Source organism: Rhodococcus sp. 06-156-4, assembly GCF_002259345.1.
GTDB lineage: Bacteria > Actinomycetota > Actinomycetes > Mycobacteriales > Mycobacteriaceae > Rhodococcoides > Rhodococcoides fascians_E.
The window spans coordinates 38,388-53,543 of record NZ_NPGB01000026.1 but is presented as its reverse complement, the minus strand read 5'-3'; the positions used below and the strand labels follow the sequence as shown (position 1 = coordinate 53,543).

The 15,156-nt window shown below is 64.7% G+C and carries 14 protein-coding genes and 1 tRNA gene; 6 read left to right on the top strand and 9 right to left on the bottom strand.

The genetic code is table 11. The features are described from left to right. Positions 1–40: 40 nt before the first annotated feature. The gene (locus tag CH290_RS17735; RefSeq protein ID WP_230594153.1) at positions 41–346 is read left to right on the top strand and encodes a hypothetical protein; all 306 of its coding nucleotides are present in this window, start codon (positions 41–43) and stop codon (positions 344–346) included. Positions 347–623: 277 nt separating this feature from the next. After that, positions 624–887 (top strand): WhiB family transcriptional regulator, encoded by a 264-nt coding sequence (locus CH290_RS17730; RefSeq protein ID WP_170947480.1) that lies wholly within the window; start codon positions 624–626, stop codon positions 885–887. 75 nt (positions 888–962) lie between these two features. Here CH290_RS17730 and CH290_RS17725 read toward each other — a convergent pair whose 3' ends face one another. The 3 genes from CH290_RS17725 to CH290_RS17715 form a co-directional block, all read right to left on the bottom strand. Next, a complete protein-coding gene (locus CH290_RS17725; RefSeq protein ID WP_019666054.1) occupies positions 963–2,279 on the bottom strand; it encodes an ABC1 kinase family protein in 1,317 nt (438 codons plus the stop codon). Positions 2,280–2,351: 72 nt separating this feature from the next. After that, positions 2,352–3,233 (bottom strand): hypothetical protein, encoded by an 882-nt coding sequence (locus tag CH290_RS17720; RefSeq protein ID WP_020112086.1) that lies wholly within the window; start codon positions 3,231–3,233, stop codon positions 2,352–2,354. 149 nt (positions 3,234–3,382) lie between these two features. Next, on the bottom strand, positions 3,383–4,795 hold the full coding sequence (locus CH290_RS17715) for a zinc-dependent metalloprotease (protein WP_033190583.1): 1,413 nt from the start codon (positions 4,793–4,795) through the stop codon (positions 3,383–3,385). Positions 4,796–5,076: 281 nt separating this feature from the next. On the opposite strand from CH290_RS17715, the gene CH290_RS17705 reads away from it, so the two are divergent. Beyond that, complete coding sequence (locus tag CH290_RS17705; RefSeq protein WP_020112083.1) at positions 5,077–6,099, top strand: YlbL family protein; 1,023 nt, start codon at positions 5,077–5,079, stop codon at positions 6,097–6,099. Between the two features lie 10 nt (positions 6,100–6,109). On the opposite strand, the gene CH290_RS17700 is transcribed toward CH290_RS17705, so the two are convergent. Continuing rightward, positions 6,110–6,715, bottom strand: coding sequence for a PPA1309 family protein (locus CH290_RS17700; protein WP_170947479.1), 606 nt, complete (start codon positions 6,713–6,715; stop codon positions 6,110–6,112). Positions 6,716–6,942: 227 nt separating this feature from the next. Here CH290_RS17700 and CH290_RS17695 point away from each other — a divergent pair, with 227 nt between their 5' ends. After that, the gene (locus tag CH290_RS17695) at positions 6,943–9,921 is read left to right on the top strand and encodes a UPF0182 family protein (RefSeq protein ID WP_026347936.1); all 2,979 of its coding nucleotides are present in this window, start codon (positions 6,943–6,945) and stop codon (positions 9,919–9,921) included. 48 nt (positions 9,922–9,969) lie between these two features. Here the strand turns inward: CH290_RS17695 and CH290_RS17690 are convergent, their stop codons facing one another. Continuing rightward, the gene (locus tag CH290_RS17690) at positions 9,970–10,572 is read right to left on the bottom strand and encodes a transglycosylase family protein (protein ID WP_033190585.1); all 603 of its coding nucleotides are present in this window, start codon (positions 10,570–10,572) and stop codon (positions 9,970–9,972) included. Between the two features lie 520 nt (positions 10,573–11,092). On the opposite strand from CH290_RS17690, the gene CH290_RS17685 reads away from it, so the two are divergent. Both CH290_RS17685 and CH290_RS17680 read left to right on the top strand, forming a co-directional pair. Continuing rightward, a tRNA-Met gene (locus tag CH290_RS17685) sits at positions 11,093–11,169 on the top strand. Between the two features lie 159 nt (positions 11,170–11,328). Further along, positions 11,329–11,847 carry a heme-degrading domain-containing protein gene (locus tag CH290_RS17680; protein WP_019666047.1) on the top strand — a complete coding sequence of 173 codons (519 nt, stop codon included), beginning with the start codon at positions 11,329–11,331 and terminating at the stop codon, positions 11,845–11,847. On the opposite strand, the gene CH290_RS29985 is transcribed toward CH290_RS17680, so the two are convergent. The 4 genes from CH290_RS29985 to CH290_RS17665 all read right to left on the bottom strand — a co-directional run bounded on the left by CH290_RS29985 (position 11,844) and on the right by CH290_RS17665 (position 15,152). Next, positions 11,844–12,023, bottom strand: a complete 180-nt coding sequence (locus CH290_RS29985; protein WP_141215379.1) for a hypothetical protein — start codon at positions 12,021–12,023, stop codon at positions 11,844–11,846. The two genes, CH290_RS17680 and CH290_RS29985, sit on opposite strands and share 4 nt — an antisense overlap. A gap of 109 nt (positions 12,024–12,132) precedes the next feature. Continuing rightward, positions 12,133–13,407 carry an RNA polymerase sigma factor gene (locus CH290_RS17675; protein WP_033190586.1) on the bottom strand — a complete coding sequence of 425 codons (1,275 nt, stop codon included), beginning with the start codon at positions 13,405–13,407 and terminating at the stop codon, positions 12,133–12,135. 13 nt (positions 13,408–13,420) lie between these two features. Next, on the bottom strand, positions 13,421–13,756 hold the full coding sequence (locus CH290_RS17670) for a YciI family protein (RefSeq protein WP_027498870.1): 336 nt from the start codon (positions 13,754–13,756) through the stop codon (positions 13,421–13,423). Positions 13,757–13,928: 172 nt separating this feature from the next. Then, positions 13,929–15,152 carry an acyl-CoA dehydrogenase family protein gene (locus tag CH290_RS17665; protein ID WP_033190587.1) on the bottom strand — a complete coding sequence of 408 codons (1,224 nt, stop codon included), beginning with the start codon at positions 15,150–15,152 and terminating at the stop codon, positions 13,929–13,931. Between the last annotated feature and the right edge of the window lie 4 nt (positions 15,153–15,156).

Below are 15,156 nucleotides of genomic sequence, written 5' to 3'. Positions count from 1 at the left end.
CATTGTCCGCATATCGATTCGGAAGTAGGAGGTGGAGAACATGAAGATTTTCAATTCGATCGTCACGAGCGCTGTCGCACCCGCGACCGACGCACGGCTGATGCACGTCCTCGGTAACTCCGCTCACTTCTCTTCCGCGTCGACGGGCGCGGCAGTGCGCGTCGCCGGAGCGCATCAGCTCGCGGCCGACGCAGCCTGCGCACCAGCAGCAGTCGTTCCAGCCGCTGCAGCGGCCGAAGCTTCTGCCGCCCAGTGGTTCGCCGCCAAGGCGTCCCCCGCAGCCCGCCGTCGCCGTACGGCAGTGGTGTCCGTGGTCGAAAGTCGATATCGAGAGAAATCTCGGTAGAGCTTTCGACTTGCCTTACAGGCCACGGACCCGCATACGCGGACCGTGGCCTTTTTCGTTCGATGAGTCCCCTCGAATTCGAACTTCTCGGCCCGACCGGTTCGCTCAGATACCGAACAACCGTAAACACGCCGCACGAAAAGTAGAGGAGACCGACGTGTCAACCGCCACGATCCGGACGACATGCCGATACGAACGATCCGAACATGCTGCAACCGAGCGATACTCGGCCACGCACCTCGGCGACCAGGCGACCCCGGCCAGCGAGACCTCCTCGTTGGACACCCAGAATGCCGGCACCCTCGGCGACGAAGTGCCGTGCCGTGTGGCCGATCCGGATCTCTGGTTCGCCGAGACACCGGGAGAATTGGAGCGAGCAAAGGCGCTGTGCGCCGAATGTCCCATTCGGCGCACGTGTTTGAGTGCCGCACTCGACCGTGCCGAGCCATGGGGAGTATGGGGAGGTGAGATTCTCGATCAGGGAGTCGTCATCGCCCGCAAGCGCCCGCGTGGACGGCCGCGGAAGCAGCAGGTCGCGTGACCTGGATGCGATCCGGTGTTCGCCGTATCCATTGCACACCACGGGCGTATCCGCCCCGTTCTCGGACGAGACCGATCAGGTCTCGTCCGAGAACCCAGGCATCCACTCCGTCAGGATGGCCATGTACGGCGCGTAGGCATCCAATTGCGCGCAGATGCCCACGAGTCCGCCCAGCACCCTGAAGATCATGACCTGCTCGGCAGGCATGTTGAGCGCCCGCGCGGTCTTGAACTGCGCACTGTCGAATTCCGTTGCCGTACCAGCAGCTTTCTGCAGCCACGACCTGGTGAAGTGAAAAGAGTCGGTCCTGATCGGATCGGTGAACGGACGTAGGTAATCGGCAATCTCCCTCGCCGTCACCGTTCTACCTGGAATCACGAAACCACTGGCCGTACACAGTTCGACCAGTTCGTCGAACTTTTCTTCCCGCGCCAGCCTGACCATCCGGCCCAACACCGGCGGGAGGCCGTCGGGCATCGGTGCGGTGGCCCCGAAGTCGATCACACCGAGACGCCCGTCGGGCAGCATCATGAAGTTGCCGGGGTGCGGATCGGCGTGCAGCAGGCCCGCGAGTGCGGGCGCAGCGAACGCGAAAAGCACCAGAAGCTCACCCGCGGCATTGCGCTGCTCCACGGAACCGTCGGCGATGATCGACGACAACGAAGTACCGCTCATCCATTCGGTGACCAGCACCTTGGGTGCACTCGCCACCACGCGGGGCACAGCGAACCGGCTGTCACCGTCGAACGTCGACGCGAACACACGTTGGCTCGCCGCCTCGATCCGATAGTCCAGTTCGTCCTCCGTACGGGCGATCAACTCGTCGAGGACTGGTTTGACGTCGGCCCCGGTGAAGATCGCACTGAAGGTGTTGGCAAACCGCGACATCGTCTTCAGGTCGGCACGGAGCGCGTCGTCTGCACCCGGATACTGCACCTTCACAGCGACGTCTCGGCCGTCGGACCATACTGCACGGTGCACCTGCCCGATGCTCGCCGACGCGATCGGGGTGTCGTCGAACGAAGCGAACCGTGACCGCCAGGCGGTGCCCAGCTGCCTGTCCAGTACCCGGTGCACCTTCGCGGCGGGAAGCGGCGGAGCGTCTGCCTGCAGCTTGGTGAGAGCCTCGCGGTACGGTTCGGCGAACTCCTCCGGCACGGCGGCTTCCATCACGGACAACGCTTGCCCGAATTTCATTGCACCGCCCTTGAGCTCGCCCAGTACCGAGAACAACTGCTCGGCAGCTTTGGCGGCAAGATCGGAGTCGATCTCCTGGCGGTTCCCCCCGGCCAACTTCTTTCCGAAACCGACTGCAGCCCGACCGGCGATACCGATCGGGATGCGCGCGAGTTTGGCTGTCCGGGCCGAACCCCGGCGTGGAATGTCTGGCACGCCTCCATCATGTCGGACGGGACGACATTCTGCCGAGACTGCAGGCCACAGCGCCTGTGTTCGCGTCGTTCGTCACACGGCACAATCGCAGTGCGGATGACGAGTCCACCGACGCCGTTCGATGACGTGCGAGCCGAGGTCGATCTCGACGGTCGTGTCGATCAACGACGGTCGACGGTCGCGGACGAACTGGTGTATCTGTCCGAGAACGACCGCCGCGGCTGCCAGGACGGTGGGTTTGTCCGCATGCCCGACGCTGCCGAGGAGCTGCGCGGAGATGTGCGGCCACTGTGGGTCGAGGCCGCCTCTGGTCAGGTCGGCGCACCGGAGACAACTCGTCGTCCCCGGAATGACGAACGGACCGACCACGCCCGTGCCGTCGCGCAACCGAACCTGCACGTGCGGTGTTCTGGCGCGAACCAGCTCGGTCACGAGATGTGGATCAGGGGCCAAGTCGTCCGTGAGAACCGCGACATCGCCGGCCGTGATGGCGGAGCCCGCGACTTTGCCCGCCCCCGACGAGGAACGCCGGACCGTGATCGAGGACGACGTCGGGAGGACCGCGACGACAGCGTCGGCCAGCGGCCCGCGTCCGACGACGTGCACCACGGTCTGCGTCGTTCCCTCGGGAACGTGAGGCCGCGAACGCCCTTCGACCAACAGTTCTGCCTCGACGAGCTCGGCCAGCAGTGTGGACATCGCATTGGCGGACATCCCGACGGTGCCCGCGTACCAGATCGTGTGGGCTCTCGAATGAACTCCGTCGAGCCGACGCAGTAGATCGACGAGGACGTCGTACTCGACACCCGGCGGAGGCGTGACGACGAACGACCGATCCGGATTCCACCCGAGTCGGATCGTGCCGTCTCGTTGCGAGAACACCGGTACGTCGAGCCTGGGCCGCCGCAGCATCGGAACCGGCTGGGCAGAGTGGGGTGATTCCTGGGCGGACATGGACGCAGAGTTGCACACGACGCATCCCCGTCGACGGCGTCGAGGACGGGTTATCCACAGGCCGTCGGACGCCTCACCAGCGCGATCGAGACAAAACGAGGGATGCGCCGAAAATTTCGGCACACCCCTCGTCGACCGTGAATTCGGGATCAGCCGGTGCTGCCGGCGTCCCCGTCCTTCTTGTCCCCGTCGTCCGTGTCCGTCTCGTCCGACTTGTTCTTGGCTGCTCGTTCCTGAGCCTCCATGGCCTCGAGCTGAGCGATGGGGTCGTCGAAGGAGCTGGACCCTCCGCCGATGACGCCGTCGACGAACCCGGCCGGGTCGTCAAGATCGGACGACACCGGCAGGAGGTCCGGGTGGGCCCAGACGCCGTCGCGTCCCTCGATCCCTGCGGCGGTGGTGAGTCGACGCCACAGATCGCCTGCTTCGCGAACCTTGCGCGGACGAAGTTCGAGGCCCACGAGCGTCGCGAACGTCTGCTCGGCCGGTCCACCGGATGCACGTCGGCGACGAATGGTTTCCGCGAGCGCCACGGCGCCGGGCAGCCTTTCCCCGAGGGCTTCGGAGACGACCGTCTCCACCCAGCCTTCGACGAGGGCGAGCAGAGTCTCGAGTCGTTCGAGCGCCTGCTTCTGTTCGGGAGTCGTCTGCGGCTCGAACGCGCCCTGCTGCAGAATCTCCTCGATCTTCGACGGATCGGTCAGCGACGCCGGGTCGAGGCCCGACGCGGCTTCCTCGATGGCCGAGAAGTCCATCCGGATACCGCGTGCGTACTCCTCGACCGTCGCCAGCACGCGCTGACGAAGCCACGGAACGTGGCTGTACAGGCGCTGGTGCGCAGCTTCGCGGGCTGCGAGGAACACCAGAACTTCACGTTCGGGTTGTTCCAACCCCTCGGTGAACGCCGTGATGGACTCGGGGAGAAGCGCGGACACTCCGTTCGGTCCGAGGGGAATTCCGATGTCGGTCGACGTCAGAACCTCCTTGGACAGCTGCCCCAACGCCTGGCCGAGCTGGGAACCGAACGCCATGCCGCCCATCTGCGTGAGCATCCCCATCATCGGTCCCGCCATCTGCTGCGCTTCGGCAGGCAGACCGGCAGTCCACATTCCGGAAATCTGCTCGGCCACCGGATCGCACAGCCTCTTCCAGGTGTCGATCGTGTTCTCCAACCAGTCGACCGGAGTCCACGCCGACGTCTTGGACGCACCAGCGGGAAGAGTCGTCGCGCCGTCGAGCCACAGTTCCGCGAGATGAGCGGCCTCGGAGACCGCGTCGGCCTTGCCCTTGCCGACGGGAGTGAAGTCCCCGATTTGCTGGCGTGCCAACTGCTTGGCCAGGTCGTAGTTGACCGGGCCCGCAGCGGAGCCACCGGCACCGGGCGTACCCATGCCGCTCAACATCTGCCCGAACTGGGTGAGCATCTGCCCCAGGGCCGCAGGATCGAAACCCTCGGTGCCGAAGCCGAAACCGCCGGGATTACCGCCGGAGCCCTCGCCACCGCTCTGATCCTTCTTCTTGTCCGGATCCTCGTCGGAGCCCTGAAAACCGAAATTGCTCATAAGTCAACGGTACAAGGCGAGGGCGCGAACAGCACCGCTGGTGATCACGCTTACGGCGAACGCTGTGAGTGGAGCCTGCGGAATGAACCAGGAGGCTGTGAGTGGAGCCTGCGGAATGAACCGGTGGGCTGTGAGTGGAGCCTGCGGAATGAACGGGGAGGCTGTGAGTGGAGCCTGCGGAATGAACGGGGAGGCTGTGAGTGGAGCCTGCGGAATGAACGTGGTGGGTTCTGACGGGGGTCTCACATCGTCGTCACAGTCGGCGGATCTATGTTTGTCGGGTGAATCGTCGGATTGCCACTCTTGTCGCCGCCCTCGTACCGGTTGTCGTGCTCGGTGTGGTCGGTACCGTCGTGACGGTTCCGTTCGCTGCGCTCGGACCGGGACCGACGTACAACACCCTCGGTGATGCGGACGGGGTTCCTGTCGTGCAGATCGACGGGACGGATGTCGATCCCACCACCGGGCATCTGAACATGACGACGGTGGCGGTGCGTGATCAGCTGAACATCTTCGAAGCGCTCGGTTACTGGGCGAGTGGACGGCAAGGGCTCGTCCCGCGCGAGGAGGTGTATCCGCCGAACAAGACGAAAGAAGAGGTCCAGGAAGGCAATCAGGCCGATTTCGAACAGTCCGAGAACAGTGCTCAGCTCGCGGCGCTGCACCATCTGGGACTGCCCGTTGTTCTCGTCGTCGGTTCGGTGGCGCCCGACGGTCCGGCCGCAGGCCTGTTGAACGAAGGTGAGCGGCTCGTGTCGGTGGCGGGGGAGCCCGTCGCTTCGGTCAGCGCTGTGCGTGAGTCGGTCAGTGCTCGCTCACCGGGGGAGTCCGTCGACATCGTCGTGGAGAAGGACGGTGCCACCCGGACCGAGTCGGTGGTGCTCGGTTCCCGTCCCGACGATGCGGAGTCCGGCTACCTCGGGGTCACACCTGCCGAGGAGCCCGACGTTCCGTTCACGGTCACGTTCAACCTGGCCGACGTCGGCGGGCCCTCGGCCGGTCTGATGTTCAGCCTGGCCGTCGTCGACAAGTTGAGTCCCGGCGAGCTGAGCAACGGCGATTTCGTCGCCGGGACCGGCACCATCGATTCGGCCGGAGCAGTCGGGCCGATCGGCGGCATTCCGTACAAGCTGATCGCTGCGCGTGAGGCCGGGGCGACGACGTTTCTGGTGCCGTCGCAGAACTGCGACGAGGCGTCGCAGAACGTTCCTGCCGGACTTCGTCTGGTCAAGGTCGACTCGCTCGACGGAGCCATCGACTCGCTCGATGCCCTCGGCCGTGGGGAAGACGCGCCCAGCTGCTGACGAACCGAGGTCAGTCGTCCTCGACGAGGTCGAATGTCGCGTGCAGGGCGGCGACGATGCCGGGTGCAAGGCCCTCGTAGAGCAGGAGCTCCACCGGGGCGAACGGATCCGCGTCCTCGTCGGGCTGCAACTGCAGAAGGGTCAGGGACGGACCGTCCTTGAGCACGGCTGCGATGAGCCTGCCGTCCTTGCGGTCGGGATGCGCATGGGCGGCGGCGCGGGCGGCGTCGTCGGCCGCGTCTCGGTCGGCGAGGAGTGGGACCAGTGCGTCGTCGAGTGCCGATTCCGCGGTGGGAGGCAGGACGACGATCTCCTGCACCAGTGCGCACCCGACGACACCGTCCGGCCACGTCGTGGTGGCCAGGAATTCGTCGAGCGCGGGCGATCCGCCGGTGATGTCCTCGGGTAGCGAGTGCTGCTGGATCGGGGTGAGCAACGCACCGTCGGCGAGGTCGTCGAGCAGTCCGGGTTCGGCGGCCGCCAGAAGTTCGGTGGGAACCAGCGCGAACAGCTGGGGGACCTGACCCCAGCCTTCACCGTCCACGAAGTCGGCGACCTCGCGCGCGCACCGCCCGAGAGCGGCACCGAGGGCATCGTTGTCGGCGTTGGGTTCCACGCCGTCACGGAACAGGTCGTCGCTGAAATCGCTCACCCGCCCATCTTCCCATTCCGCTGTTCGGCCGTCGCCGACCCATGGTCCGCGCGCGCAGGACGAAGGGGTGTCAGCGGCCGGTGCCGCCGTTCCGTACAGTGGTTCCCAAATCGGACAGGCGACGCACTCGGTGCGCCGTCGAACCCCATCAGCGATACCTAGGTGTATCGCCCGAAGTTGGAGTGTGGCACGTGGGCATGAGGGCCCCAACCGGTCTACCGTCGCTGTCGCGGCGCGGACGGATTCTACTTGTTCTGGCATTGGTCCTCGCAGCGTTGCTGCTTGTCGGCCCTCGCCTCATCGACACCTACACGAACTGGCTTTGGTTCGGGGAGGTCGGCTTTCGGCAGGTCTTCACGACCACGCTGCTGACGCGCGTCGTTCTGTTCCTGGTCGTCGGATTGTTCGTCGGCGCGGTGGTCTTCGCGTCGCTGCTGCTCGCGTACCGCAATCGGCCGGTGTTCGTTCCGGTCGCCGGTCCGAACGATCCGGTCGCCCGCTATCGCACCACGGTGATGAGCCGTCTGCGCCTGTTCGGTATCGGAATACCGTTGGCGTTCGGCATCATCTCGGGACTGATCGCGCAGACCAACTGGGTGACGGTCCAGTTGTTCCTCAACGGTGGCGAATTCGGAATCACCGACCCACAGTTCAACTTGGACTACGGCTTCTACTCGTTCGATCTGCCGTTCTACCGATTCATCCTGAACTGGCTGTTCGTCGCGACGCTGATCGCATTCTTCGCAAACCTGCTCACGCAGTACGTCTTCGGCGGAATCCGGCTGGCGGGTCGTGAGGGCGCTCTGACCCGCGCGGCGCGCATCCAGCTCGCGGTGCTCGCCGGATCGTTCGTGTTGTTCAAGGCGATCGCGTACTGGCTGGACCGGTACTCGCTGCTGTCCAGCGGTCGCAAAGAACCCATCTTCACCGGTGCCGGCTTCACCGACATCAACGCGGTGCTTCCTGCCAAGCTGATCCTGCTCGCCATCGCGTTGATCTGTGCTGCAGCCTTTTTCGCCGCGATCTTCCTCCGTGATCTGCGTGTTCCCGCTCTCGCGACGGCACTCCTGGTGTTGTCCTCCATTCTCGTCGGCGCGGTCTTCCCGCTGCTGATGGAGCAGTTCTCGGTCCGACCGAACGCGGCCGAGAAGGAGCGTACGTACATCGAGCGCAACATCGCCGCGACACGTGACGCGTACGGCATCGGTGACGATCAGGTGGAGTACCAGCCGTACTCGGGAGAAGGCTCGCAGAATCCGCGCGAGAGCGACGCGGACATCACGACCATCGCCAACACTCGTCTTCTGGATCCGAACGTGCTGTCTCGCACGTTCACCCAGCAGCAGCAGCTGAAGAACTTCTTCGGCTTCCCGTCGACCCTGGACGTCGACCGTTACGAGATCGACGGCCAGCTCCAGGACTACATCGTCGCCGCCCGTGAGCTGTCGCCGGAGTCCCTGACCGGTAACCAGACCGACTGGATCAACCGCCACACGGTCTACACCCACGGAAACGGCTTCGTCGCCGCGCCGGCCAATCGCGTCAACGCGGCCGTCGAGGATCCGACAGCAGAGGGTGCCACCAGCAACAGCGGCTACCCGATCTACACCGTCAGCGACATCGCCTCGCAGGGCCAGGATCAGGTCATCCCGGTCGATCAGCCTCGCATCTACTACGGCGAGGTGATCGCCCAGGCCGACCCGGATTACGCCATCGTCGGCGCGACGGGCGCCGGTGACCGTGAATACGACACGGACGATTCCAACTACACCTACACCGGTGCGGGCGGCGTCTCGGTCGGCAACTGGTTCAACCGTCTCGCCTTCGCGGCGAAGTATGCCGAGCGCAACATTCTCTTTTCGGGCGCCATCGGTGACGACTCCAAGATCATCTTCAACCGCGATCCTCGGGACCGCGTCCAGAAGGTGGCCCCGTGGCTGACGACCGACACGGACTCCTACCCGGCGGTCGTGGACGGCAAGATCGTCTGGATCGTCGACGGTTACACCACGTTGGAGAACTTCCCGTACGCGCAGCGGGCGTCGCTGGACGGTCTGACCGCGGACAGCATCGAGCCCACGACCGGCAGGCCGCTCCCGCGCGAGGAAGTGTCCTACATCAGGAACTCGGTCAAGGCCACCGTCGACGCATACGACGGCACCGTGACGCTCTACCAGGTCGACGACACCGACCCGGTGTTGAAAGCGTGGATGGGTGTGTTCCCGGATTCGGTTCAGCCGGAGTCGGATATTTCGCCGGAGCTTCGGTCGCACTTCCGCTACCCGGAGGATCTGTTCAAGATCCAGCGCGAGATGCTGGCCAAGTATCACGTCGACAACCCCAGTGAGTTCTTCACCAACAACGCGTTCTGGTCGGTTCCCAGTGATCCGACGGTGGACGGCGGAACGGACTTGAATCAGCCTCCGTACTACGTGCTGATCGGTGATCCGGAGACGGGTGAACCGTCGTTCCGTCTGACCAGTGCGATGGTCGGGTTCAACCGTGAACTTCTCTCCGCGTACATCTCGGTGCGTTCGGATCCGGAGAACTACGGAAAGTTCACGGTGCTGCAGCTACCGACCAACACGCAGACGCAGGGTCCACAGCAGGCGCAGAACTCGATGACATCGGATTCGCGCGTGGCCTCGGACCGGACGCTTCTTCAGCAGTCCAACACGATTCAGTACGGCAACCTGCTGACCCTGCCCATCGCGAACGGCGGCATTCTGTACGTCGAACCGCTGTACACCGAGCGCAACACGGCGTCGACGTCGACGTTCCCACAGTTGACCAGGGTTCTCGTCAGCTACCGCGAGCCCGGTTCGGGAGGCGGCGTCCGCGTCGGGTACGCCGCAACGTTGTCCGAGGCCTTGGACCAGGTCTTCGGATCGGGTACAGGTACCGCGGCGACGGCACCGGGAGGTGACGCCGCGGATCCGCAGTCGACGGCAGAAGCGCCCGACACTGCGAACGGCACCGAGCAGGGAACGGCGCCGGCACCGGCGACGACGCCGCCGGCAACCGGTGGTCAGCCATCGGCCGCGGAGGTGCAGCGTCTGAACTCTGCTCTGGCCGACGTCAGGTCTGCGCAGCAGAGCGGCGACCTGGGTCGTCTGGGTGACGCGTTCGATGCCCTTCAACAGGCCATCGACGCGTACAACGCCAACTGACCGTGTACTGATCCGGCGTGTGTCAGCAGGTCAATCCTGCGGACGGATTCAGCGTCCGATCGACGCGAGAACCGGGTTGGTGCTGACGAGCTGCTCGAACTGAGCGCTCAGGCCGTACTGGTCTGCGATGCCCTTCGCGGCGTCGAAGCCCTGCTTGGCTGCTGCGGTTGCCTGATCGACAGCCTGCTGCGCCGGTGCCTGGAATTCCGGCGCGACCGGAAGTGCCGGTGCTGCGGGAGCAGCGGGTGCCTCTTCGACAGCGGGTGCGGCCGGTGCAGCGGGGGCTGCCTCGGGCTCCGGGGTGGATGCACCGGTGGTGAGGTTCTGGCCGCAGACCGGCCATGCGCCGACACCCTGGCTCTGCAGCGTGTTCTCGGCAACGCGAATCTGCTCTGCCTTCGAGGCGTTGTGCGGCGATCCGGTGCCGCCGTTGGCGGTCCAGGTGCTCTGCGAGAACTGCAGGCCGCCGTAGTAACCGTTTCCGGTGTTGATGTTCCAGTTGCCGCCGCTCTCGCACTGTGCGACGCCGTCCCAGTTGTGCTCGGCTGCGCTGGCGGTGCCCACGGAAAGGCCGAGGGGAATCGCAACGACGGCGCCGGTGACGGCGGCCCATCCGAGTGCACGCTTGCCGAAATGAATTTCCTTGGTCATGCGGGGTGAATCCTCTCCGCGCTTGCCTGCGCAACCCAGCCAGGGGACGACGATCGTTCGTGATCGTCTCCAGGCACCGTGTACGAGAGGCCGGCGCGAGGACTCGGTGCGCGGCGTCGTACGTGTTGCGGCTCTGCCCCCGTGCGTATCGGGGAACCGTTCCCCGCGGGGCAGAGCGATGCAGCGGCGGGGGCGGTACTGACCCTGCGTTGTAGGGCCGACCGTGAAGGTAGTCGAGGATCGTCGTGACGTCACACAAGGAATTCGGGAACCCACTGTCCACCATGTGAGACGGATATTGGTGAAATCGCAGGTGGGACGGCCTTGGAATGCATTCGAGTCTCGTTCGTTACATAGCTGTTATGTGTGATGTCTCACGTGGTTTGTGTGGTCCAGCGCACTGGTTTCGGCCGCTTTTTCCGGTAATTCGCATGTCGAACGACGCAACGGTGTAGTTGTCGACGGCTGTGCACGTGATTTGCATCCGGCGGACACCTTCGGGTAACTTCATCTCTTGCAACGCGGGGTGGAGCAGCTCGGTAGCTCGCTGGGCTCATAACCCAGAGGTCGCAGGTTCAAATCCTGTCCCCGCTACCAAAGTAAGAACCCGGCACCGTTCGACGGTGCCGGGTTCTTTGCTGTGTACCCGAGGTGAGCGCCCTTCTGCTCGCATTTACTCCACTCAGCCGGCCTTCAGTGCTCTTCCGGTAGTTTGTCAGGACATAAAGACTTAATGGTCCGCGACAGGAGACGGCAATGGCAGATGTGAACGAGGAACAGGCACGGTGGGCCGCTGTGCATGCGCGAGTCGTGGAGCAGGAGAAGCTGATCGGCTTCGAGCGCTTCGACTACGACGATGCCTGGGCTGTCGGATCTGCCTTGGTTGCCGCAGCCCGAGGCACGGGGTTGCCGATAGTCGTATCGATCGTGTTCGGCGAGCAGCGGGTTTTTCACGCGGCCGTCGCCGGCAGCACGGCCGTGAACGACGACTGGGTCGGCTACAAGATCAACACCGTTCGCCGACACAATTTTTCGTCGTACGGGGTAGGCAGTCAGTATCGATCGGAAGGTCGGGACTTCGACGCGGAATCGCGGTACGACAACAGTCGATACGCAGCAGCAGGCGGAGCTGTTCCAATTCGAGTAGCGGGGTCACTCATCGGCGTCATCGGGATTTCGGGCCTGCCGGAAGCCGACGACCATCAGATGGTCGTCGACGCCCTTGCTTCGCATCGATCGCGCGCGATCCCAGCCGAACTGCGGGTCGGCAACTAGCTCGAGGAATCCGATTCCGCGCTCGCTGCGGACGATTCATCCGTCTCGTCCGCGGTGAGGTCGACGGTATCGACCCCCTCGAGAGCCGTGAGCTCCTGTTCGGCCTCGGCGATGAGTCCCTTGGCTTCGTCCTTGATCTTCTTCGCCCACTCGGACATCGTTGCCCTCACTTCCATCGAATATCGATTCCTGCAGTCCTCTCAGTCTATGAGTGTCGGTTCCGGCCCCGAGCGGGCAGCGTCGGACTCGTCGATCCGACAGTGACCCTGCAGTCCGTTTCGGGCATCACGAGCCCGCGGCCTCCCGAGCTTCGTCGGCCCGCCGTCGGAGGTAGTCGCGCTCGGGTATCGACCCGGCAGTCGCGCACGCGCGCTCGAAACAGGTCGCCGCGTCCGACGATGCACCGAGGCGGCTGAGTACGTCGCCGCGAGCAGCGTGATACGGCGAGTAGGCCTGCAGGGCGGGTTCGTCGGCCAACGCGTCGAGCTCCATCAGCCCAGCGACCGGCCCGTCGCGCACCGCAATTGCGGCTGCTCGGTTCACAGCGACGACGGGAGACGGGGCGAGCGACATCAACACGCCGTACAGTTCCACGATCTGCGCCCAATCGGTGGCCTCCCACGTTTCCGACTCCACGTGGAGGGCTGCAATCGCGGCCTGTACCGAGTAGGGGCCGGCGGCTCCGCCCGTCAGCGCCCGTACGGTCAGGGCGGCTCCCTCGTCGATCATCTCCCGATCCCACCGGGCCCGGTCCTGCTGGTCGAGCATCACGAGCGTTCCGTCGCCGTCCACTCGTGCCGCAGAGCGTGCGTGAACCGACAACATGAGCGCCAGCAATCCTGTCACTTCCCGTTCGCGGGGCAGCAGTGCCTGCAGGATACGGGCGAGCCGGATTGCCTCGTCGGCAAGATCGACACGGACCAGGTCGTCACCGCTCGACGCCGCGTACCCCTCGGTGAAAATCGAATACACGACCTGCAGCACCACCGTCAGTCTGGCGGGCAGCTCGTCGGGGCCGGGTATTCGAAACGGAACCCGGGCCTCTCGGATCTTCTTCTTGGCCCGTGAGATTCGCTGACCCGCAGTCGATGACGGGATCATGAAAGCCCGGGCCACCTCGGCGGTCGTGAGCTGCGCGAGGCAACGCAACGTGAGCGCAACTCGGTCGTCTACGTTCAGTGCTGGATGCGCGCACATGAAGAACATCTGCAGCCGTTCATCGGGCACGTCGTCGTCGAAGGCGCCGGCCGCGAGCGACTCGGTTCGCTGCCCGATACCCGCGCGATCCTGCTCGATCTGAAGTATCGCCAGCTTGGTCGAGAGCGTCCGATCTCTGCGGAGGCGATCGACCGCCCGGCGCCTGGCCGTGGTCAACAGCCAGGCGCCGGGTTTCGTGGGCACTCCGTCGATCGGCCAACGTTGCAACGCAACCTCGATCGCTTCCGAGGTGACTTCCTCGGCCACGTCGATGTCGCCGTAGCGGTGCACCATCGACGCCAGAAGTCGCCCGTGCTCCTCCCTGAAGACGTCCGAGAGGGAGGCGCGTACGTCGTCGGACACCGGCGTGACGCCGTCAGTACTCGGCGACAGGACGCACGACGACGGAGCCCCCGCCCTTGGAACCGGGGCACCGTGCGGCCCAGTCCAACGCGGCGTCGAGGTCGGGGACATCGATGATCTCGAAGCCCCCCAGAACCTCGCGGGTCTCCGCATACGGTCCGTCGGTGATGCTGCGTTCTCCGGACGAATCGACCTGCACGGTCGTCGCCGTCGTGAGGTCGGCCAGTGCGTGACCGGTGACCCATACGCCTGCGTCCTGCATCTCCTTGCCGTACTGCACCCAGTCCGACGGCGTGCATCCGTTGTCGAAATCGGCACGCGGTGCGTTGATCAGCAGCATGTACTTCATGGTGTCCTCCATCGAATTGCTCTTCTGTCTGCGTACATGATGACGACGAACGGGATACGCCGTCTTCGACACGACCCGAAGAAGTTTTTCGGTGGACACCCGATTCTTCCGTCGATACGCGACGTGGCCCCGCGAACCTCACGGTCTACGGGGCCACGTCGTCACAACTGCATCACTTCAGTTCGGCGGATGTCTTTCCGAGAACACGACGGGCGACGATCAACTGCTGAATCTGCTGGGTGCCTTCGAAGATGTCGAGAATCTTCGCGTCACGGCTCCACTTCTCGAGCAGAAGGCGCTCCGAGTAGCCGTAGCTGCCTGCCAGTTCGACGGCCTTGAGCGTGATGTCGGTGGCCGAGCGGCCGGCCTTCGCTTTGGCCATCGACGCCTGCAGCGAGTTCGGCTCCTTGTTGTCGGCCATCCACGCGGCCCGCAGCGCGAGCAGATGAGACGCCTCCCAATCGGCCTCGAGACGCAGGAACTCGGCTGCCGCGGCATGCTGACTGTAGGCGGGAGTGGTGTACGAGATCTCCACGCCGGCCTCGTCGAGGATGGAGCGCAGTTCTTCGAGGGCGGCACGAGCCACACCGATGGCCATACCTGCGACGAGCGGGCGAGTGTTGTCGAACGTCTGCATGACGCCCGCAAAACCCTTCTCGGTGTTCACCTCGGCGGAACCGAGGAGGTTGTCCTTCGGGATTCGGCAATCCTCGAGCAGGAGAGCGGCGGTGTCCGACGCCTTGATACCGAGCTTGTGCTCGAGCCGAGCAACACTCAGGCCCGGTGCGTCACGCGGTACGACGAAGGACTTGATCGCCGCGCGGCCCTTGGAACGGTCGACACTCGCCCACACCACGATGTGCGTCGAGCGTTCACCGGCGGTGACGTAGATCTTCTCGCCGTTGAGGACCCACTCGTCTCCGTCGAGCACCGCAGTCGTCGTCACGGCAGCGGAGTCCGAGCCGAAGCTCGGTTCGGTGATGGCCATCGATGCCCACACCTTGCCGAAGCGTTCGAGCTGCTCGTCGGTGGACACGGCCGCGATGGCGGAGTTGCCGAGGCCCTGGTACGGAATGGACAGTGTCAAACCGACATCGCCCCAGCAGGTTTCGATGACGTTGACCAACGCAGCCATGTTGCCGCCGTTGGCATTGGCGGTCTTGCTGGGCTTCGAAGCGCTTTCGCTGTCCTTCTCCCGGCCACCAGCAGCGCCGCCGACCTCGGTACCGGCGTCGGACATTCCCTCCACCATGGATGCCATGGTGTCGAGTTCGACGGGGTACTCGTGCTCGGCGAGGTCGTACTTGCGAGAGATCGGGCGGAAGATCTCGGCCGCAACCTGGTGAGCCTGATTCGCCTGTGCCCGAAGCTTCTTGGGAAGTTCTAGATTGATCATGAGT

Bases quoted from the DNA above. Each gene is read 5' to 3' on its own strand.
- CH290_RS17720 (WP_020112086.1), bottom strand. From the start codon at position 3,233: ATGTCCGCCCAGGAATCACCCCACTCTGCCCAGCCGGTTCCGATGCTG.
- CH290_RS17670 (WP_027498870.1), bottom strand. From the start codon at position 13,756: ATGAAGTACATGCTGCTGATCAACGCACCGCGTGCCGATTTCGACAAC.
- CH290_RS29985 (WP_141215379.1), bottom strand. From the start codon at position 12,023: ATGGAAGTGAGGGCAACGATGTCCGAGTGGGCGAAGAAGATCAAGGAC.
- CH290_RS17680 (WP_019666047.1), top strand. From the start codon at position 11,329: ATGGCAGATGTGAACGAGGAACAGGCACGGTGGGCCGCTGTGCATGCG.
- CH290_RS17735 (WP_230594153.1), top strand. From the start codon at position 41: ATGAAGATTTTCAATTCGATCGTCACGAGCGCTGTCGCACCCGCGACC.
- CH290_RS17665 (WP_033190587.1), bottom strand. From the start codon at position 15,152: ATGATCAATCTAGAACTTCCCAAGAAGCTTCGGGCACAGGCGAATCAG.
- CH290_RS17690 (WP_033190585.1), bottom strand. From the start codon at position 10,572: ATGACCAAGGAAATTCATTTCGGCAAGCGTGCACTCGGATGGGCCGCC.
- CH290_RS17715 (WP_033190583.1), bottom strand. From the start codon at position 4,795: ATGAGCAATTTCGGTTTTCAGGGCTCCGACGAGGATCCGGACAAGAAG.